At 64.6% G+C, this 19,953-nt stretch carries 18 protein-coding genes and 1 tRNA gene; 3 read left to right on the top strand and 16 right to left on the bottom strand.

The features are described from left to right. Positions 1-28 precede the first annotated feature (28 nt). From pheT to ACPTTF_RS07600, 11 genes are all read right to left on the bottom strand, one after another. A complete protein-coding gene (pheT, locus tag ACPTTF_RS07650; protein WP_423370784.1) occupies positions 29-2,458 on the bottom strand; it encodes a phenylalanine--tRNA ligase subunit beta in 2,430 nt (809 codons plus the stop codon). Positions 2,459-2,552: 94 nt separating this feature from the next. After that, positions 2,553-3,566, bottom strand: a complete 1,014-nt coding sequence (gene pheS / locus ACPTTF_RS07645) for a phenylalanine--tRNA ligase subunit alpha (RefSeq protein ID WP_423370783.1) — start codon at positions 3,564-3,566, stop codon at positions 2,553-2,555. A gap of 149 nt (positions 3,567-3,715) precedes the next feature. Further along, the gene (rplT, locus tag ACPTTF_RS07640) at positions 3,716-4,075 is read right to left on the bottom strand and encodes a 50S ribosomal protein L20 (RefSeq protein WP_004192938.1); all 360 of its coding nucleotides are present in this window, start codon (positions 4,073-4,075) and stop codon (positions 3,716-3,718) included. Between the two features lie 30 nt (positions 4,076-4,105). Then, entirely contained in the window at positions 4,106-4,303 is a 198-nt protein-coding gene (rpmI, locus tag ACPTTF_RS07635; protein ID WP_004191477.1) for a 50S ribosomal protein L35, read from the bottom strand. Positions 4,304-4,492: 189 nt separating this feature from the next. Further along, a complete protein-coding gene (infC, locus tag ACPTTF_RS07630; RefSeq protein WP_071734130.1) occupies positions 4,493-5,017 on the bottom strand; it encodes a translation initiation factor IF-3 in 525 nt (174 codons plus the stop codon). A gap of 49 nt (positions 5,018-5,066) precedes the next feature. Further along, on the bottom strand, positions 5,067-6,974 hold the full coding sequence (thrS, locus tag ACPTTF_RS07625) for a threonine--tRNA ligase (RefSeq protein ID WP_423370782.1): 1,908 nt from the start codon (positions 6,972-6,974) through the stop codon (positions 5,067-5,069). Positions 6,975-7,245: 271 nt separating this feature from the next. Continuing rightward, positions 7,246-7,322: transfer RNA gene (locus tag ACPTTF_RS07620), tRNA-Val, on the bottom strand. A gap of 85 nt (positions 7,323-7,407) precedes the next feature. Further along, positions 7,408-9,642, bottom strand: a complete 2,235-nt coding sequence (locus ACPTTF_RS07615; RefSeq protein ID WP_423370781.1) for a RelA/SpoT family protein — start codon at positions 9,640-9,642, stop codon at positions 7,408-7,410. 44 nt (positions 9,643-9,686) lie between these two features. Further along, positions 9,687-10,040, bottom strand: a complete 354-nt coding sequence (locus ACPTTF_RS07610; RefSeq protein WP_021162422.1) for a RidA family protein — start codon at positions 10,038-10,040, stop codon at positions 9,687-9,689. Between the two features lie 80 nt (positions 10,041-10,120). Then, positions 10,121-11,017: an alpha/beta fold hydrolase gene (locus tag ACPTTF_RS07605; protein ID WP_423370780.1), complete on the bottom strand. Its 897-nt coding sequence runs from the start codon at positions 11,015-11,017 to the stop codon at positions 10,121-10,123. A gap of 294 nt (positions 11,018-11,311) precedes the next feature. After that, positions 11,312-12,196: an EamA family transporter gene (locus tag ACPTTF_RS07600; RefSeq protein WP_423370779.1), complete on the bottom strand. Its 885-nt coding sequence runs from the start codon at positions 12,194-12,196 to the stop codon at positions 11,312-11,314. 92 nt (positions 12,197-12,288) lie between these two features. Here ACPTTF_RS07600 and ACPTTF_RS07595 point away from each other — a divergent pair, with 92 nt between their 5' ends. After that, positions 12,289-13,221 carry a LysR family transcriptional regulator gene (locus ACPTTF_RS07595; protein ID WP_423370778.1) on the top strand — a complete coding sequence of 311 codons (933 nt, stop codon included), beginning with the start codon at positions 12,289-12,291 and terminating at the stop codon, positions 13,219-13,221. Positions 13,222-13,299: 78 nt separating this feature from the next. On the opposite strand, the gene ACPTTF_RS07590 is transcribed toward ACPTTF_RS07595, so the two are convergent. Further along, the gene (locus ACPTTF_RS07590; protein ID WP_021162427.1) at positions 13,300-13,941 is read right to left on the bottom strand and encodes a CoA transferase subunit B; all 642 of its coding nucleotides are present in this window, start codon (positions 13,939-13,941) and stop codon (positions 13,300-13,302) included. Between the two features lies 1 nt (position 13,942). Continuing rightward, entirely contained in the window at positions 13,943-14,647 is a 705-nt protein-coding gene (locus ACPTTF_RS07585; RefSeq protein WP_423370777.1) for a CoA transferase subunit A, read from the bottom strand. 223 nt (positions 14,648-14,870) lie between these two features. Here ACPTTF_RS07585 and ACPTTF_RS07580 point away from each other — a divergent pair, with 223 nt between their 5' ends. Beyond that, positions 14,871-15,416 carry a LuxR C-terminal-related transcriptional regulator gene (locus tag ACPTTF_RS07580; protein ID WP_423370776.1) on the top strand — a complete coding sequence of 182 codons (546 nt, stop codon included), beginning with the start codon at positions 14,871-14,873 and terminating at the stop codon, positions 15,414-15,416. Positions 15,417-15,521: 105 nt separating this feature from the next. Here ACPTTF_RS07580 and ACPTTF_RS07575 read toward each other — a convergent pair whose 3' ends face one another. After that, positions 15,522-15,962 carry an acyl-CoA thioesterase gene (locus ACPTTF_RS07575; RefSeq protein ID WP_423370775.1) on the bottom strand — a complete coding sequence of 147 codons (441 nt, stop codon included), beginning with the start codon at positions 15,960-15,962 and terminating at the stop codon, positions 15,522-15,524. A gap of 32 nt (positions 15,963-15,994) precedes the next feature. Further along, on the bottom strand, positions 15,995-16,777 hold the full coding sequence (locus tag ACPTTF_RS07570) for an SDR family oxidoreductase (RefSeq protein ID WP_011351770.1): 783 nt from the start codon (positions 16,775-16,777) through the stop codon (positions 15,995-15,997). A 178-nt stretch (positions 16,778-16,955) separates the two neighbouring features. Here ACPTTF_RS07570 and ACPTTF_RS07565 point away from each other — a divergent pair, with 178 nt between their 5' ends. After that, positions 16,956-18,629 carry an electron transfer flavoprotein-ubiquinone oxidoreductase gene (locus ACPTTF_RS07565; RefSeq protein WP_423370774.1) on the top strand — a complete coding sequence of 558 codons (1,674 nt, stop codon included), beginning with the start codon at positions 16,956-16,958 and terminating at the stop codon, positions 18,627-18,629. A 143-nt stretch (positions 18,630-18,772) separates the two neighbouring features. On the opposite strand, the gene aroC is transcribed toward ACPTTF_RS07565, so the two are convergent. Continuing rightward, entirely contained in the window at positions 18,773-19,873 is a 1,101-nt protein-coding gene (gene aroC, locus ACPTTF_RS07560) for a chorismate synthase (RefSeq protein WP_043183141.1), read from the bottom strand. Between the last annotated feature and the right edge of the window lie 80 nt (positions 19,874-19,953).

Raw genomic sequence — 19,953 nt, 5'->3', positions numbered from 1 at the left:
GCCGCCCGCGAGCGGGCGGACCTCCTCCTTAGCCGCGCAGGCGCGCACCGACGCGAGCCATCCGCTCGACCAGCGTCTGGATCGCCTGATCGACGACCTCGTCCTGTAGCGTGCCAGCCGCATCCTGCAGCGTCACGCGGAAGGCAAGGCTCTTCTCGTGCGCGGCAAGACCACCGGAAGTATTTGATTTTGCACGAAATTCGTCGAAGAGTACAACCTTCTGAACGAATCGGCAGGCCTCTTCGGCAAGCGCCTTCTTCATTTCGTCGAAAAGTGCCTGAACCTCGACCGCCTGATCGACGACAACGGCGATATCGCGACGCACCGGCGGGAATTTCGACACATCGGTCGGTGCCGGCAGCGCACGTGCAATCAGCGCGTCCGCATCGATCTCGAACATCACCGGTGCGTGCGGCAGCTCGTACTTCTGCATCAGGCGCGGGTGCAGTTCGCCGATCCAGCCAACCGCACGACCATCGACTTCGATGCGCGCGCTGCGGCCCGGATGGAGGGCCGGATGCTCTGCCTTCACGAAGCGTGCGGCCGCAGGCGCGAGCAGTGCTTCGAGATCGCCCTTCACGTCGAAGAAATCGACTGCGCGGGTAGCGACGCCCCACTGCTCGTCGACTGCCGGACCGTACGCCAGCGCACCGACACGCTTCGGCTGCGCATGACCTTCGACCGCCAGCTCGCCGGCCTTCACCGACGAATCGGCGAGGAACACGCGGCCAGCCTCGAACACGCGCACGCGATCTGCACGGCGGTTCAGGTTGTGGCGCAGCACGGAAATCAGGCTGCCGAACAGCGTCGTGCGCATCACCGACAGCTGGCTCGCGATCGGGTTCAGCAGGCGGATCGGATGGTCGTTGCCCGCGAAATCCTGCTCCCACTCCGCATCGACGAAGCTGAAGTTGACGGTTTCCGCGTAGTCGCGCGCGGCGAGCGCGTGACGGATGTCGTGGATCGAGCGCCGCGTCTCGTTGGTCGCGCGCATTTCGCTCGTCGCGACCGGCGGACGCGCCGGGATCTTCTCGAAGCCGTAGATGCGCGCCACTTCCTCGATCAGGTCTTCCTCGATCTCGATGTCGAAGCGATGCGACGGCGGCGTGACGAGGAACGCGTCGTCTTCACGCTCGAACGGCAAGGCGAGGCGCGTGAAGATGCTGGCGATCTCGTCGGCGCTGATCTTCACGCCGATGATGCGGTTCGCGCGCGACACGCGCATCTTCACCGGTGCGCGCTGCGGCAGGTTCACGGACTGATCGTCGACCGGACCGGCCTTGCCGCCGCAGATCTCGAGAATCAGTTGCGTGATGCGCTCGACGTGCTCGACGGTCGTCGCGTAATCGACGCCGCGCTCGAAGCGATGGGCCGCATCGGTCGAGAAGTTGTACTTGCGCGCGCGGCCGCGGATGCTGTCCGGCCACCAGAACGCGGCTTCCAGGTAGATGTTGGTCGTATCGAGCGTGACGGCCGTGCTGTCGCCGCCCATGATGCCGGCCAGGCTTTCGACATGGCGATCATCCGCAATCACGCCGACGGTTTCGTCGAGTTCGACCGTGTTGCCATTGAGCAGCTTCAGCGATTCGCCGCGCTTGCCCCAGCGCACCTCGATACCGCCGTGGATCTTGTCGAGATCGAACACGTGCGACGGGCGGCCGAGCTCGAACATCACATAGTTCGAGATGTCGACGAGCGCCGACACGCTGCGCTGGCCGGAACGCTCGAGGCGCTCGACCATCCACTGCGGGGTTTTCGCATGCGCGTTCACGCCGCGGATCACGCGACCCGAGAAGCGGCCGCACAGATCGGGCGCAGCGATACGCACCGGCAGCGTTTCGTCGAGCTCGACGCGCACCGGGCGGATGTCGACCGGCGTCAGCGGCGCGCCGGTGATCGCGGCCGTCTCACGCGCGATACCGAACACGGACAGGCAGTCGGCCTTGTTCGGCGTCAGCTTGATTTCGAAGATCGTGTCGTCGAGATTGAGCGTCTCGCGGATGTCCTGGCCGACCGGCGTGTCTTCCGGCAGCACCAGCAGGCCGCTGTGGTCCTCGGACAGCTTCAGCTCGCGCGCCGAGCACAGCATCCCCTGGCTCTCCACGCCGCGCAGCTTCGACAGCTTGATCGCGAACGGCTTGCCACCCTCTTCCGCCGGCGGCAGTTCCGCGCCGACCAATGCAACCGGCACCTTGATGCCGGGCGCGACGTTCGGTGCGCCACAAACGATATTCAGCGTCGCGCCGGTGCCGGCGTCGACCTGGCAGACATTGAGCTTGTCCGCATCCGGATGCTTGACGACTTCGAGCACGCGGCCGACGACGATCTTCGACGTCGGCGGCGCAGCCTTGCTCAGCGATTCGACTTCGAGCCCCGCCATCGTCAGCGCGTGCGACAGTTCGTCGGTCGTCAGCTGCGGGTCGACAAAGGTTCTCAACCAGGATTCAGGGAATTGCATGGATGTCTACGTTCGAAACAGGTTAGATCGACGCCCGGGCCCCGTCGGATCGTCCGTCGGGGCATGCACGGGCACAGGTCGGCGCGGCGCGGCGTTACGCGAACTGGCGCAGGAAACGCAGGTCGTTCTCGAAGAACAGCCGGAGATCCTGGACGCCGTAGCGCAGCATCGTCAGGCGCTCGAGGCCGCTGCCGAACGCGAAGCCGATGTAGCGCTCGGGATCGAGGCCCATGTTGCGAATCACGGTCGGATGCACCTGCCCCGAACCGGAGATCTCGAGCCACTTGCCGGCGTTCTTGCCTTGCTCGAACATCATGTCGATCTCGGCCGACGGCTCCGTGAACGGGAAGTACGACGGACGGAAGCGCACGAGGATGTCGTCGCGCTCGAAGAATTTTTTCAGGAAGTCGGTATAGACGCCCTTGAGGTCGGCGAAGCTGATGTTTTCGTCGATCCACAGCCCCTCGACCTGATTGAACATCGGCGAGTGGGTCGCGTCGCTGTCGACGCGATACGTGCGGCCCGGCGCGATCACCTTGATCGGCGGACGGTTCATGCGCGCGTAACGCACCTGCATCGGGCTCGTGTGCGTGCGCAGCAGCAGCTGGCGGCCGTCGGCATCCTTGCCTTCGACGTAGAAGGTGTCCTGCATCGAACGCGCCGGATGGTTCTCCGGGCTGTTCAGCGACGTGAAGTTGTACCAGTCGGTCTCGATTTCGGGGCCGTCGGCCACATCGAAACCGATCGAGCCGAAAATCTGTTCGACACGCTCCCACGTGCGCATCACGGGGTGCAGGCTACCTGCACCGGCGCCGCGGCCCGGCAACGTGACGTCGATCGCTTCGGCAGTGAGGCGCTGGTTCAGCAGCGCGTCGGCCAGTGCCTGACGACGGGCGGTCAGCGCGGCTTCAACCTGCTGCTTCGCGACGTTGATGCGTGCGCCTTCGGTCTTGCGTGTTTCGGGATCGAGCTTGCCGAGGCCCTTCAGCAACTCGGTCAGCGCACCCGACTTGCCGAGAAATCGTGCTTTCTCGTTTTCGAGCGTGGTGATGTCGGCAGCCTGTTCGAAGGACTGCTGCGCGTCGGCGACAATCTGGTCCAGATCCATAGATCCCATCATTTCCAACGTCATTCGGTCTTGGCGAGCGAAACTGCTCCACCAAACAAAAAAGGGGCTCGGAAGAGCCCCGTTTTCGCTGCAGCGGCCGAAACTACCGGATCATCGCTGCAGCTAACCACGCAGTGCTAATTTCGCAATTAGGCTGCAACGGCGGCTTTCACCTGCTTGACGATCGCAGCAAAAGCAGCCTTGTCGAACACCGCCATGTCGGCCAGCACCTTACGGTCGAGTTCGATCGACGCCTTCTTCAGGCCGTTGATGAACACGCTGTAGGTCATGTCGTGCTGGCGAACTGCCGCGTTGATACGCGTGATCCACAATGCGCGGAACACACGCTTCTTGTTGCGGCGATCGCGGTACGCGTACTGACCAGCGCGCATCACCGCCTGCTTGGCGATGCGGTAGACGTTATTGCGGCGGCCGCGATAACCCTTGGCCAGGTTGATGATCTTCTTGTGGCGGGCCCGTGCGGTTACCCCACGTTTGACTCGAGGCATGTTTCTCTCCTGTGAGTATCTGTTGAGGGGTTACGCGAACGGCAGCATTGCGCGGACGGAGTTCAGATCGGAATCATGAACTGCCGTTGCGCCGCGCAGGTGACGCTTGTTCTTCGTGGTTTTCTTGGTCAGGATGTGGCGCTTGAAGGCCTGACCGCGCTTGACGGTACCGCCCGGACGCACCACGAAGCGCTTTGCAGCACTCTTCTTGGTCTTCATCTTCGGCATGACGACAACTCCAGTTTATTAGATGGCGATGGGTGTGCGGTTGGCTTGCGCCCTTGACCCGCCCTTCGAAACCCAGTCCACTTGTGTACGGCGATCCGCTTGCGCAGCCGCCGTCATTGTTGGCACGCCGCCCTGACCGGGCAACGCGCCGAACCACTTCCGAACCTGCGCGCGAAGCGCGCGGGCCCGTTACTTCTTTTTCTTCGGCGAGAGCACCATGATCATCTGGCGCCCTTCCATCTTCGGCATCTGCTCGACCTGGCCGACTTCCTCGAGATCCGTGCGCAGACGCTCAAGCATCCGCATACCGATTTCCTGGTGAGCCATTTCGCGACCGCGGAAACGCAACGTGATCTTCGTCTTGTCGCCTTCTTCGAGGAAGCGCACGAGATTGCGGAGCTTGACGTTGTAATCCCCGTCATCGGTACCCGGGCGGAACTTGACTTCCTTGACCTGGATGACCTTCTGCTTCAGCTTCGCTTCGTGCTGCTTCTTCGATTCCTGGTACTTGAACTTGCCGTAATCCATCAGACGGCAAACCGGGGGAACCGCTTGCGGCGCGATTTCCACCAGGTCAACATCCAGTTCTTCCGATTTACGGAAAGCATCAGCGAGTTTTACGATACCGAGCGGTTCGTTCTCGATCCCGACCAGACGCACTTCCGGCGCAGTGATTTCACCGTTGATGCGATGCGACGACTTATCAGTAGCGATGTTACGTTTCCTCTAAAAATTAAAAAAACGAGCCGCGCTGCCAGGGCGGTTACTTGAACGAGCGCAGGTCTTCCTGCAGACGCTCAACGAAGGCATCGACCGGCATCACGCCAAGATCGACGCCGCCACGGGCACGCACGGCTACCGTTTGCGCATCACGCTCCTTATCACCCACGACGAGGAGATAAGGCACCTTTTCCAGCGTGTGCTCGCGTATTTTATAGCTAATCTTCTCATTGCGCAAATCTGCCGCCACTCTAACCCCTTGTTTTTGCAACGATTGGGCCAGAGATTGCGCATATTCGGCCTGACTTTCGGCGATATTGAGCACAACTGCCTGGAACGGCGCGAGCCAGGCTGGCATTGCACCGGCGTGGTGCTCGATCAAAATGCCGAGGAAACGCTCCATCGAACCGACGATCGCACGGTGCAGCATCACCGGCCGACGGCGACTGCTGTCATCCGCGACATACTCGGCGCCGAGGCGCTCCGGCAGCACCATGTCGAGCTGCAGCGTGCCGCACTGCCACGAACGGCCGAGCGCATCCTTGATGTGGTACTCGATCTTCGGGCCGTAGAACGCGCCTTCACCCGGCAACTCTTCCCACGTGAGGCCGCAGGCGGTCAGCGCGTCGCGCAGGCCCTGCTCGGCACGATCCCAGGTCTCGTCCGTGCCCGCGCGCTGCTCGGGACGCAGCGACAACTTGATGTCGATGTGATCGAAACCGAAGTCCTTGTACACGCTCATGGCCAGCGTGTTGAACGCGATCGATTCCGAGATGAACTGGTCTTCCGTACAGAAGATGTGTGCATCGTCCTGCACGAAGCCGCGCACGCGCATCAGGCCGTGCAGCGCGCCCGACGCCTCGTTGCGATGGCACGAGCCGAATTCCGCGTAACGCAGCGGCAGGTCGCGGTACGAGCGCAGGCCGTGCTTGAACACCTGGACGTGACCCGGGCAGTTCATCGGCTTGATCGCGTAGTCGCGCTTCTCCGACTCCGTCGTGAACATGTTCTCGCGATAGTTCTGCCAGTGGCCCGACGCCTCCCACAGCGAGCGGTCCATGATCATCGGCGTCTTGATCTCGAGGTAGCCGGCTTCGTTCACGCGGCGGCGCATGTACTGCTCGACCTGCTGCCACAGCGCCCAGCCCTTCGGATGCCAGAACACCATGCCCGGCGATTCTTCCTGCATGTGGAACAGGTCGAGTTGCTTGCCGAGCTTGCGGTGGTCGCGCTTTTCCGCTTCCTCGAGCATGTGCAGGTACTGGTCCTGGTCTTCCTTCTTCGTCCAGGCGGTGCCGTAGATGCGCTGCAGCTGCTCGTTCTTCGAATCGCCGCGCCAGTACGCGCCCGCGACCTTCATCAGCTTGAAGACCTTCATCTTGCCGGTGGACGGCACGTGCGGGCCGCGGCACAGATCGGTGAAGCCGCCGTGCGAGTACAGCTTGATTTCGTCGCTTTGCGGAATCGATTCGATGATCTCGGCCTTGTACTTCTCGCCGATGCTGCGGAAGTAGCCCGCCGCTTCGTCGCGCGACACGACACGGCGCGTCACGGGCTCGTCCTTCTTCACAAGCTCCTGCATGCGCTTTTCGATCTTCTCCAGATCTTCAGGCGTAAACGGACGGTTGTACGAGAAGTCGTAATAGAAGCCGTTGTCGATCACCGGGCCGATCGTCACCTGCGCGTCCGGATACAGTTCCTTCACCGCGTACGCGAGCAAGTGCGCCGTCGAGTGACGGATGATGTCGAGGCCGTCGGCATCCTTGTCCGTGACGATCGCGAGCGAAGCGTCGCGGTCGATCACCGTGGACGTATCAACGAGTTCGCCATCGAGCTTGCCACCAAGCGCAGCCTTCGCAAGGCCGGGACCGATCGAGGCTGCAACCTCGGCAACTGTCACCGGATGCTCGTATTGTCGAACTGAGCCGTCAGGCAAGCGTATCGAAACCATAGCAATCTCCGTGATGCCGACAGTGGGCGGCAGACCAGGTACGCGATATAAGAATCGCGCGGGAAAATTTCGCGACAAAAAAAATGCGGCCCCGCTTTCGAGGGGCCGCATTCGATACTTCACTCAAACTGAAAGGGCGAAAGGGTTCCTCGACTAGCGTCGCTCCGAAAAGGTTTCGGTCAACGTTCGCGGTGTCATAACCGTATTCGCCTTGTTCGCGTTGAGTTATCTACTGCATCGAACACCCGGGGACCGGGCATTCTCAATTCGTTGGTAGGCTCGATTGGACTCGAACCAACGACCCCCACCATGTCAAGGTGGTGCTCTAACCAGCTGAGCTACGAGCCTAGTGAAGCTAAGATTATATGGAGCCGTTACCTGCTTGGCAAGTATTTTTATGCGGTCGCAGCAAAATAACGGTGTTCGAACCCCATCACGCCTTCCGCCCCGCCCGCACGACGCCCTGCACTTCGCCGAGCAGCGTGCAGGCGCGCTGCACCTGCGCCGAGTTCGTCACCTCGACGGTGAACTGCATGAATGCCGCGTTGCGGCGGCTCTGCGTCTTCACGCCCACCACGTTCATCTTCTCGCGCGCAAACACTTCGGAGATATCGCGCAGCAACCCCTGCCGGTCGCTCGCCTCGATCATCAGGTCGACCGGATAGACGGACGCACCGCGCCCGCCGAGCACGTCGGCCGACCAGGTCGTCTGCAGCACGCGCTCCGGCGCGCGCTCGACCATCCGGCGGAACGTCGGGCAATCGGTGCGGTGAATCGACATCCCCTTGCCGCGCGTGACGAAACCGCTGATCGGATCGGGCGGCGCCGGACGGCAGCAGCGCGCGAGCTGGGTCAGCAGCGCGTCGACACCCACGACCAGCACGCCGGTCGACGCGCCGTGCGCCACGCTCGCGCCGCTGCTGCGCTTCTCGAAATCGGCCGGCGCTTCGGGCGCCGGTTCGGGCGGTGGCGCATCGGACAACGCGTGTTCGACATTGCGCAGGCTGAACTCTTCCTTGCCGACGACCGAGAACAGCTCCTCGGGCGACTTGAAGCCGAGCTTCGCGGCAAGGTTGTCCAGGTTGACCGACGTCTTGCCCTCGCGTTGCAGCGTCTTTTCGACGAGCGCGCGGCCATGCGCGACGTTTTCTTCCTGCTCGATCGAGTTGAACCATGCACGCACCTTCTGACGCGCACGCGGGCTCTTCATATAGCCGAGCTGCAGGTTCAGCCAGTCGCGCGACGGCCCGCCCTCCTTCACCGCGACGATCTCGACCGTCTGGCCGTTTGCGAGCGGCGTGTTGAGCGGCACCATCGCGCCGTCGACGCGCGCGCCACGGCAGCGATGACCCAGTTCGCTGTGCAGGTGGTACGCGAAATCGACCGGCGTCGCGCCCTGCGGCAATGCAATCACGCGCGCCTGCGGCGTCAGCACGTAGATATGGTCGTCGTCGAGCGACGTCTCGCGCAATTGCGCCCACGCCTTGTCGCCCGACTTTTCCGCGCCGTCCTCGACATCATCTTTCCATGCGAGCAACTGCCGCAGCCACGCAATCTTCTCGTCGTACTTGTCGCTCGCCGAGAACTGGCCGCCATAACCGCGCGCGCCGGCCTCCTTGTAGCGCCAGTGCGCAGCGACGCCATATTCGGCGAAACGGTGCATCTCGTGCGTGCGGATCTGCACTTCGAACGCGCGGCCGTCGTCGCCGATCACGACCGTATGCAGCGACTTGTAGCCGTTCGGCTTCGGCCGCGAGATGTAGTCGTCGAATTCCTTCGGCACCGGCTGCCACAGGTGATGCACGATACCAAGCACCGCGTAGCAATCCTTGATGTCCGGCACAATCACGCGAAACGCGCGTACGTCGTACAGCTCGGAGAAATCGAGTTCCTTGCCGCGCATCTTGCGCCAGATGCTGTAGATATGCTTCGGCCGGCCGCTCACGTCGGCCTGGATGCTCGCGTCCGCCAGCTCCTGCTGCAACCGATCGATCGCCTGCGTGACGTACGCCTCGCGCTCGATACGCTTCTCATCGAGCAGTTTCGCGATCCGCTTGTAGGTGACGGGATCCTCGAAGCGGAACGCGAGATCCTCGAGTTCCCACTTCAGTTGCCAGATACCGAGACGGTTCGCGAGCGGCGCATAGATCTCGAGTGTCTCGCGCGCGACGTCGGGCGGCGGGTCGATCTTCGCGGCCGCGTAGTAGCGCAGCGACTGCAAGCGTGACGCAAGCCGGATCAGCACCACGCGGATGTCTTGCGCGAACGCAAGCAGCATCTTGCGCAGCGCCTCGATCTGCGTACGCCGCTCTTCCGCCGTGTCGCGCCCCGCGTCGGGCACCGCGTTTTGCGCGGCACGCAGGCTGACGGTGCCGAGCCGCAACAGCTTGCGCACGTCGGACACGAGCCGCGCCACTTCGTCGCCGAAACGCTCGGTGAGTTCGCGCTCGGGGTCGCTCAGGTGCGGCGTCAGCACGAACAGCGCGGCCGCCTGCATCGCGCTCGGATCGACGTTCAGCGTGCGCATGATCGACGCCGTGCCTGCAGAGTGATCGGCGAGCAGTTCGCCCGACGACAGGCGCGCGTCGCCGGCCCGCTCGCGCACGAACGCGAGCACGTCGTCGAACGACGGTGCCGCGACGGAGGAAGCGGAAACGGACTCGGTCATTGCTCGGCCTGGCGGAATGCGATCATCGTCGGGTTACGTTCGGTTCAGCTCCGCTGCGCGGCGACGACCACGATCTCGACGAGCAGCGCCGGATCCGCGAGCTTCGCCTCGACGGTGGCGCGCGGCGGCGTGTTGCCCTGCGCGACCCACGCGTCCCACTCCGCGTTCATGCCGTCGAAGTTCGCCAGATCCGAGATGTAGATCTGCACCGACAGCAGATGTGCCTTGTCGCTGTTCGCTTCGGCAAGCAGACGGTCGATATGGCCGAGCACTTCGCGCGTCTGGCCCTTGATGTCCTGCGTGGTGTCTTCGGCGATCTGGCCGGCCAGATACACGGTACCGTTGTGGATCGCGGTTTCGGAGAGACGGGCCCCGACGTGGTGACGAATGACTGCCATGGAATGTTCCGGTCGTGAGTGGATGAAGATTCGGGCGACGGCACGGCCCGCGTGCCGCCGAACCGCATATTATGACGCGTTTATGCGCCGCCTTCGACGAAAAACCGCCGCGCGAGCGCAATCTGGCCTGCATCGATGAACGCCGGCGCGTGGCCCGCCCCGGGAATCTCGGCGTGCGTGACATGCCGGCCGCGACGCGTCATGTCGGCCACCGTCTCGCGCGACAACAGGTCGGACGTCTCGCCTCGCACGACGAGCAGCGACGCGTTCGTCGTCTCGATGGCGTGCCACAGCGCGGCCTCGCCGAGCGCGGCCAACTCGGGCGTCGTTGCCTTGAACGGTTCGGCGATGCGCGGATCGTAGCGGATCGTCCAGCCACCTTCGGGCAGTTCGCGCAGCAGCGGCCCGTTGATCTCGCGCCACTCGTCGGCGGTCAGCGCACCGAACGGCAGCGACAGCGACGTCAGATAGTCGATGCCCTCCTGTTTGGTCGCAAAGCGCGGCTGCACGCCGAGATATTCACCGATGCGCGTCAGCGAATCGGGTTCGATGCGGGGGCCAACGTCGTTGACGATCATCCGGCGCAGCGGGGAACCGGGCAGCCCCGCGAACGCCATGCCGATCAGGCCGCCCATCGACGTGCCGAACCAGTCGACCGACTCGACGTCGAGCCGGGCAATCAGCGTCACCATGTCGGCCACGTATTGCGGAATCGCATAGAGCCGCGGATCGGCCAGCCAGTCCGATTGGCCGCGCCCGACGACATCGGGGCAGACGACCCGATACGTATCGGACAGCGCGGCGGCGAGCCTGTCGAAATCGCGCCCGGAGCGGGTCAGGCCATGCACGCAAACCAGCACGCGCGAGTTGGCGGGATCGCCCCACTCGGTATAGGCGACGTGATGAAGGCCGGCCGCGCTCGCACACTGCACGCGCCGCTGGCGGGGAATCGGGGAGTTCACGGGGGAAGTGGGCATCGGTGGCGTCCTGTCGAACGGTGCGGCGCGATGGCATGCGCAGGCCCGGCCCGCCAGGGCAGCCGGGGGATGCGACCGATTGTAAACCCGTTCCGGATCACGAGTCGCCTGACCACCCTTGCGGGCTTGCGGCTCGTGCGAGCGCCAATGAAATGTCACGCGTGCCCGTGCGGGCCGGGCGCGGTGTTCCGTGTTCAGCCGGCTACCGTCCGGCCGATCCCGCGGCCGCGGCAACGGTGCCGCGAACGCGCCCTCGTGCGCCGGCCTGTCATTGTCATGGCCGGGCAAGCACGGCTATTTCCGCGTGACCGCGCCGATGCTCGCGCCGACCACGCACAGCGTGCCGGCGATCTGCAGCGCGCTCATCGGCTGCGCCAGCACGACGAAGCCGATCCCCGCAGCGATCGCGGGCTCGGCGCTCATCAGGATGCCGAACGCCGACGCGCTCATCCGCCGCAACGCAATCAGTTCGAGCACGTAAGGGAACAGCGGGACGAGCACCGCCAGATACGCGGCATCGACCAGTTGCCCGGCCGGCAGGTGGCCGCCGCTTTGCGCAAGCCCGAACGGCGTCGTGACGAGCGCGGCCACGAACAGCGACGCGGACAGCCCCTGCAGCCCGTCGAACAGCATGCCGACACGCTTCATCAACAGGATATAGGCAGCCCAGCCAAGCGCCGAGCCGACCGGAAAGATCAGCGCGGCCGGCGCCGTCACCCACATACCGTCCTGCCGCGCCAGCAACAGCACGCCCGCCAGCGCAAGGGCCGGCCATGCCAGCATCGCCGGCTTGCGCACGCCGACAGTGGCAACCGCCAGCGGCCCAAGAAAGTTGATGGCCACCGCGAGCCCGAGCGGCACGCGACGCACGGCTTCGAAGAAGCACAGCGTCATCACGGCCATCGCGGTGCCGAGCGCGATGGCCGCGATCCAGCGCTGCCGGGAGTAGGTACGGAGTGGCGGCCGGACGACGACGGCCAGCGCGAACGCGGCGAAACAGAGCCGCAGCCAGGTCGTGCTGACGGTGCCGTACTCGATCGTCGCCGGCCTCGACAGCGCCGCGCCAAGTTGCACGCTGCACATCGACGCGACGGCCAGCAGCGGCGCGACCGCATTCGCGAATGGTGACGCCGCACGCTGCGCGACATCCGGTCGTACCGTACTCGATTCCTCGCTCATGCAACCGCTCCGGTTCAGTGACACGCCGATGCTAACCGCGGCCGCATGCTTGTTATAAGCTGATAATTCTTATGCCCGCATCAGGAAAATTGATGACCCGCGATCTCGACAGCACGCTGCTGCGCACGTTCGTCACGGTGGTCGAAACCGGCAGCGTCAGCGCGGCGGCAACGGCGCTGCATCGCACGCAGGCTGCCGTCAGCATGGCGCTGCGACGGCTCGAAGATGAAGTCGGCCAGCGCCTGCTCGAACGCTCGCCGCGCGGCGTCACGCCGACGGCCGCGGGCAACGTGCTGCTGCCCTATGCGCACAAGCTGCTCGGCGTCGGACTCGCCGCCCGCGCTGCGCTCGCCGCGGGCGACATCTCGGGCACCGTACGGCTCGGCATCCTCGAGGACATCGCCGTCGGCCATCTGCCGCACGCGTTGCGACAGTTCGCGGCGTCATTTCCGAACGTCGCACTCGAGATCGTCGTCGATACGAGCCCCGTGCTGTCGCAGCGACTCTCGACCCATGCGCTCGACTTCGTGATCGGCGACCCCGCGCTGATCCGGGCCGAGCCGCTCGCAACGTGGCAGCATCCGCTGCGCTGGGCCGCCGCGGGCACCACCAACCGGCTCCCGCGCAACGAACCGGTGCCGATCGTCGCGTTCGGCGGCACGTGCCCGTGGCAGGAAAAGCTGTTCGCGGCGTTGCGCGACGCCGGCCGTTCATGGCGCGTCATCTGCACCAGCACGAGCCTGTCCGCCATCCAGTCGGCGGTCGAGGCAGGCCTCGGCGTCGCGGTGCTGCTCGACTGGAACGTGCGTCGCGACACGATGCGCGCACTCGATCCGCAGGCCGCCGGGTTGCCCGTGCCGCCCGCCGCGGATTTCGGGCTGTTCAGCCGCGTGGACGCCGGCGATCGCACGTCGGCGGCAGTCACGTTGCAACGTTTCCTGTTTCATGCGCTGCAATTGGGTTCGCCCGGCGACGGCACGCCCACCGACGGACAACGCGTCGACTCGTTACGGATCGCCGTCTGACGCGGCCGGTCGTGCATGCCACCAACAAAAACGCCCCGCATACCTGACGGTACGCGGGGCGAATCGACATGAAAAAACTCAGGCGACCGCGCTGACGTCGAGCGGCGCGCCCGTCTTCGCCTGGATCTCGTCGGCGCTCACGCCATCGGCGAGTTCGAGGACCTTCAGGCCGGACGGCGTCACTTCGATCACGCCGAGATCGGTGATGATCAGGTCGACCACGCCGACACCCGTCAACGGCAGGTTGCATTCCTCGAGGATCTTGTGCTGATCGCCCTTCGCGACATGCTCCATCAGCACGACGACCCGCTTCACGCCGGCGACGAGATCCATCGCGCCGCCCATCCCCTTGATCATCTTGCCGGGGATCATCCAGTTCGCGAGGTCGCCCTGCTTGCTGACCTGCATCGCACCGAGGATCGCGAGGTTGATGTGGCCGCCGCGGATCATCGCGAACGAATCGGCCGACGAGAAGATCGACGAGCCCGGCAGCGTCGTGACGGTCTGCTTGCCGGCGTTGATGAGATCGGCGTCGACTTCGTCTTCGGTCGGCGACGGGCCGATGCCGAGCAGGCCGTTCTCCGACTGCAGCCACACCTCGACACCTTCCGGCACGTGGTTCGCGACGAGCGTCGGCAGGCCGATGCCGAGGTTCACGTAGAAGCCGTCCTGCAGTTCCTTCGCCGCGCGCGCGGCCATCTGGTCACGATTCCAGGCCATGTCAGTCTCCTTTCGCGCGTACGACGCGTTGTTCGATGCGTTTTTCGGGCGTCGGGTTCAGCACGATGCGCTGCACGAAAATCCCCGGCGTGTGGATGTGGTCCGGATCGAGCTCGCCGTTCTCGACGATCTCCTCGACCTCCGCGACGGTGATCTTGCCGGCCATCGCGCACATCGGGTTGAAATTGCGCGCGGTGCGGCGAAAGATCAGGTTGCCCGACTTGTCGGCCTTCCAGGCCTTCACGAGCGCGACATCGGCCGTCAGCGACGGCTCGAGCACGTAGTGGCGATCGCCGAACTGGCGCGTTTCCTTGCCTTCCGCGATCACGGTGCCGTAACCCGTGTTCGTGAAGAACGCCGGGATGCCCGCGCCGCCCGCGCGCAGCTTTTCGGCGAGCGTGCCTTGCGGCGTGAATTCGAGTTCGAGTTCGCCGGCCAGGTACTGGCGCTCGAACTCCTTGTTCTCGCCGACGTACGACGAGATCATCTTCTTGACCTGGCGCGTTTCCAGCAACAGGCCGAGGCCGAAGCCGTCGACGCCCGCGTTGTTGCTGATGCAGGTGATGCCCTTGACGGCCGAATCGCGCAACGCCGCGATCAGCGCCTCCGGAATCCCGCACAGGCCGAAGCCGCCCACCGCGAAGGTCTGCCCGTCACGGACGATCCCTTCCAGCGCAGCAGCCGCGCTTGGATAGACTTTGTTCATCTGTTGTCCCTTCCTCTATGGAAACCAGCGAAACCGGTTCACGCGCCCACGTGGCCCGCAAGCCCGCCGCATCATTCTATGCATGCACGGCGATGCCTGCGTCGAGGCGCGCTGTTTTTATACCGCGGCAAACCGCCACGAGATGCCTGAAAGGGTACGATGCGGCGCGGATGCGGCACAATACGCAAAAATACATAAGCGTTTGCCTCCGCTTGCCTGCGCCATGCCCGCTCTCGATTACCAGACCGCCTTCCACCTCGCGCCGCTCGGCCTCGTGCTGTCGCGCGACCGCGTGATCGAGGACTGCAACGACGCGCTCGCGTCGATCTTCCGCTGCGTGCAGGCCGACCTGATCGGAAAATCGTACGTGGTGCTCTACCCGTCGACGGACGAATTCCAGCGAATCGGCGAACGTATCGCGCGCGTGATGGCCGCGAACGGCATCTACTCGGATGACAGAATCATGAAACGCGCGGACGGCGAACTGTTCTGGTGCCACGTCACCGGCCGCGCGCTCGATCGCACCGCGCCGCTCGCGGCGGGTGTCTGGACCTTCGAGGATTTGAGTGCGACGCGCCGGGTCGCCGTCGAACTGACCCCGCGCGAGCGCGAGATCGCCGCGCAGCTTGCAACCGGCAAGACCAGCAAGCAGATCGGGCGCGTGCTCGGCATCAGCTCGCGCACGGTCGACATCTACCGCGCGCGACTGATGCGCAAGTACGGGACCAACAATACGCCGGAGCTGCTGCAGCGCCTGCTCGGGCAGTGAATGGCGGCTTCCGGATGACAATCGGCCGCGCATGGCGGCCGATTCGGGAAACAACGGGCATGGCGTGCCGCCGGCGACCTGGCGCCGGCCTCGCCGTATCGGCGCTCAGCCGACCTTCGTCGCGAGCGCGCGCTCGATCGTGTCGCGCAGCAGCTGAGGCAGCGGCACCGACTTGCCGAGCGCGTAGTCGACCCACACGCAGCGCGCCTTGCCGCGCGCATAGACGTGCTGCGGATCGTCCGCGCGTGTAAGCTCGAAACCGGTGTCGAAGCTGCTTCGGCCGGGTTTGGCGGCCGTCATCTTCGCGATCACGTCGCCCGGATAATGCAGTTGCTTGAGGAATTCCATCGACGCCGTGACGATAACGGGCCCCTGCCCTTCGCCATTGCCGCCGGCAATGCCGAGTTCCTCGAACCACGAGATCCGCGCCTGCTCCATGTAGCGGAAATAGACCGTGTTGTTTACATGGCCGAACGCGTCCATGTCGCCCCAGCGGATCGGCATCGACATCTCAAATACGGGGGAGTAATCGCTTGTTGCGCTCATTGCAGTCTTCTTTGTTGCTGAATGTCATCCGCTCAGGCGAGGCCGAAGCCGTCGTCGGCGGAGATAATCGAGCCATTGATGAACTGCGACTCGTCGGCCGCGAGCAGCAACAACAGCCCGTCGAGATCCTGCGGCTTGCCGACGCGCCGGCGCGGCAGCATCGACTGCAGCTTCTGGCCCTGCTCGGTTTCCCACAGGTAATGATTGATTTCGGTATCGATATAACCCGGACAGATCGCGTTGACGTTGATCCCGTGGCGCCCCCATTCGAGCGCCATCGCGCGCGTCATCTGCACGACCGCGGCCTTGCTCATCGCGTACAGCCCGATCTGCGGAAACACGCGCAGCCCGGCCACCGACGCGATGTTGATGATCCGGCACGGCGGCTTGCCGTTGCCGCTGCCGTTCGCGCGCATGATCATCCGCTTCGCGACTTCCTGCGCGACGAAAAACGCGCCGCGCGTGTTGGTGTCGAATACGAACTCGAAATCGGCCGGCGTCACGTCGACGAGCTTCTGCATCGTCGAGACGCCCGAATTGTTCACGAGGATGTCGATCGTGCCGGCCTCCGTCTCCGCGTGCGCGACCGCCGCCTTGATGCTCTGGACGTCGGTGACGTCGAGCGAAACGACGTGCGCGGCACCGCCCGCCGCCTCGATCTCGGCACGCAACTCCTTCAGTCGCTCGACGCGACGGCTCGCAAGCACGACCTTCGCACCGGCCTGCGACAGCACCTGCGCAAAGCGCTGCCCCAGGCCGCTCGACGCACCCGTGACCAACGCAACCTTGCCTTCCAGATTGATCGACCGACCCATTTGCACATCCCCTTTCGATGTCGTTTCGCCGCCACGGGCAGCACGGCCCGAGCGGCATTACCCTAGCACAAAAATAGAACGATCGTGCTAATCTAGCCGCATGCTGTTGCGGCAAGCGTTTCGTTTCGCAGACAATACGCTCCCGAATAAAAGCATTCTAACGGTTAGAGGAACGCCAATGACCCCCGCAAGCCTCATCGAGCAATACGGCCCGCGCGAATCGATGGAATACGACGTCGTGATCGTCGGCGGCGGCCCCGCCGGGCTGTCGGCGGCGATCCGGCTCAAGCAGCTGGCCGCCGAGAAAGGCACCGAGATCGGCGTGTGCGTGCTCGAGAAGGGTTCCGAGATCGGCGCACACATCCTGTCGGGCGCGGTGATGGATCCGCGCGCGATCAACGAACTGTTCCCCGACTGGAAGGAACGCGGCGCGCCGCTCGACGTCGAGGTGACGGAAGACCGCTTCCTGTTCCTGTCCGAGAAAAGCGCGGTCACGACGCCGAACTGGGCGCTGCCCGCCAACTTCCAGAACCACGGCAACTACGTGATTTCGCTGGGCAACGTCACGCGCTGGCTCGGGGCACAGGCCGAGGCGCTGGGCGTCGAGATCTTCCCCGGCTTCCCGGCCGCCGAGATCCTGTACAACGACGACGGCTCGGTCAAGGGCGTCGCGACCGGCAACATGGGCGTGGGCAAGGACGGCGAGCCGACCGAGAACTTCCAGCTCGGCATGGAGCTGCACGCGAAGTACACGCTGTTCGCCGAAGGCTGCCGTGGCCACCTCGGCCGTCAGCTGATCTCGAAGTTCAAGCTCGACGCGAACGCCGAGCCGCAAGCTTACGGGATCGGCATCAAGGAACTGTGGGAAATCGATCCCGCGAAGCACAAGCCGGGCCTCGTGATCCACACGGCCGGCTGGCCGCTGAAGTCGGATACGTACGGCGGCTCGTTCCTGTATCACATGGACAACAACCAGGTCGTGGTCGGCTTCGTGGTCGGCCTCGGCTATACGAACCCGTACCTGTCGCCGTTCGAGGAATTCCAGCGCTACAAGACGCACCCGTCGATCCGCGCGTTCCTGGAAGGCGGCAAGCGCGTGTCATACGGCGCGCGTGCGATTACGGCGGGCGGGCTGCTGTCGCTGCCGAAGACGGTATTCCCGGGCGGTGCGCTGATCGGCGACGACGCGGGCTTCCTGAACGCATCGCGGATCAAGGGCAGCCACGCGGCGATCAAGACCGGCATGCTGGCGGCCGACGCCGCGTTCGACGCGGTGCAGGCCGGCCGCCAGTCGGACGAACTCAACGCGTACCCGGACGCCTTCAAGCAGTCGTGGCTGTACACGGAGCTGTACCGTGCGCGCAACTTCAAGCAGTGGATGGCCAAGGGGCTGTACCTCGGCACGCTGATGGTCGGGCTCGAGCAGAAGGTGATGGGCGGCAACGTGCCGTGGACGCTGCATCACAAGCACGCGGACCACGAGATGCTGAAGCCGGCATCGCAATGCCAGCCGATCGAATACCCGAAGCCGGACGGCAAGCTGACGTTCGACCGGTTGTCGTCGGTGTTCATCTCGAACACGAACCATGAAGAAAATCAGCCGGCGCACCTGACGCTGAAGGATGCGAACGTGCCGGTGAACGTAAACCTGCGCACGTACGCTGGGCCGGAAGGGCGTTTCTGCCCGGCAGCCGTGTATGAATTCGTGAAGAACGACGACGGCAGCGATCGCCTCGTGATCAACGCGCAGAACTGCGTGCACTGCAAGACCTGCGACATCAAGGACCCGACGCAGAACATCGTGTGGGTCACGCCGGAAGGCGGCGGCGGGCCGAATTACCCGAACATGTAACAGCCGGAACGCGCCGCCATGAGCGGCGCGTTTTTGTGGGCCGCCGCAAACGAAACGGGGCGCTGCTTCAGGCAGCGCCCCGTTTTGCATTCCCGGCACGTCTGTCAGGCGAGGCGAGGCTCGAAGCACCCCGCCCGCTTGCGTCAGGTCGCGCTGCCCGCAATCTTCGGCGTCGGCGTCTCGACGTCCCCGCACTGCGCGCGATGCCGCAGCGCATGGTCGATCAGCACCAGCGCGAGCATCGACTCTGCGATCGGCGTCGCACGAATGCCGACGCACGGATCGTGGCGGCCGAACGTCTCGACCGTCGCTTCGTCGCCCGCCTTCGTGATCGAACGGCGCGGCGTGCGGATACTCGACGTCGGCTTGATCGCGATCGACACGGTGATGTCCTGCCCCGTCGAAATCCCGCCAAGCACACCGCCCGCATGGTTGCCGACGAACCCGCCTGGCGTCAACTCGTCGCCGTGCACCGAGCCGCGCTGGGCGACGCTGTCGAAGCCCGCGCCAATCTCGACGCCCTTCACCGCGTTGATGCTCATCATCGCCTTCGCGATATCGGCATCGAGACGGTCGAACACCGGCTCGCCCCAACCGACCGGCACGCCCGACGCGACGACGTCGATGCGGGCGCCGATCGAATCGCCGTCCTTGCGCAGCGCATCCATGTACGCCTCGAGCTCCGGCACGACCGCCGCATTCGGCGAGAAGAACGGATTCTCGTGCACGTGCGACCAGTCGACGAACGGCACGTCGATCTCGCCGAGGCCGCTCATGTAACCGCGCACCTCGACGCCGAAGCGCTCGCGCAGCCACTTCTTTGCGACCGCACCCGCGCCGACGATCGGCGCGGTCAGGCGCGCGGACGAGCGGCCGCCGCCACGGTAGTCGCGGATGCCGTATTTCTGCCAGTAGGTGTAGTCGGCGTGGCCGGGACGGAACGTCTCGACGATGTTGCCGTAGTCCTTGCTGCGCTGGTCGGTGTTGCGGATCAGCAGCGCGATCGGCGTGCCGGTCGTCACGCCTTCGAACACGCCCGACAGGATCTCGACCTCGTCAGCCTCCTGCCGCTGCGTCACGTGACGCGACGTGCCGGGCTTGCGGCGATCGAGCTCGACCTGGATGTCGGCTTCGGTCAGCCCCATTCCCGGCGGGCAGCCGTCGATCACGCAGCCGATCGCGGGACCGTGCGATTCGCCGAAGGTCGTGACAGTGAAAAGCGTGCCGAGGGTATTGCCGGACATGATGGAACCGCCCAAAGAGAAATGGGCAAACCGATGCGCTGCCCGGGCCGCAGGCAGGTCGATCGTTTGCCGGTCGAGAA

The sequence above is a fragment of the Burkholderia crassaminum genome (genome assembly GCF_964265005.1).
In the GTDB taxonomy this organism is placed as follows: Bacteria; Pseudomonadota; Gammaproteobacteria; order Burkholderiales; family Burkholderiaceae; genus Burkholderia.
The sequence above is the reverse complement of the archived record's forward strand: the minus strand, read 5'-3'. Positions and strand labels throughout refer to the sequence as shown.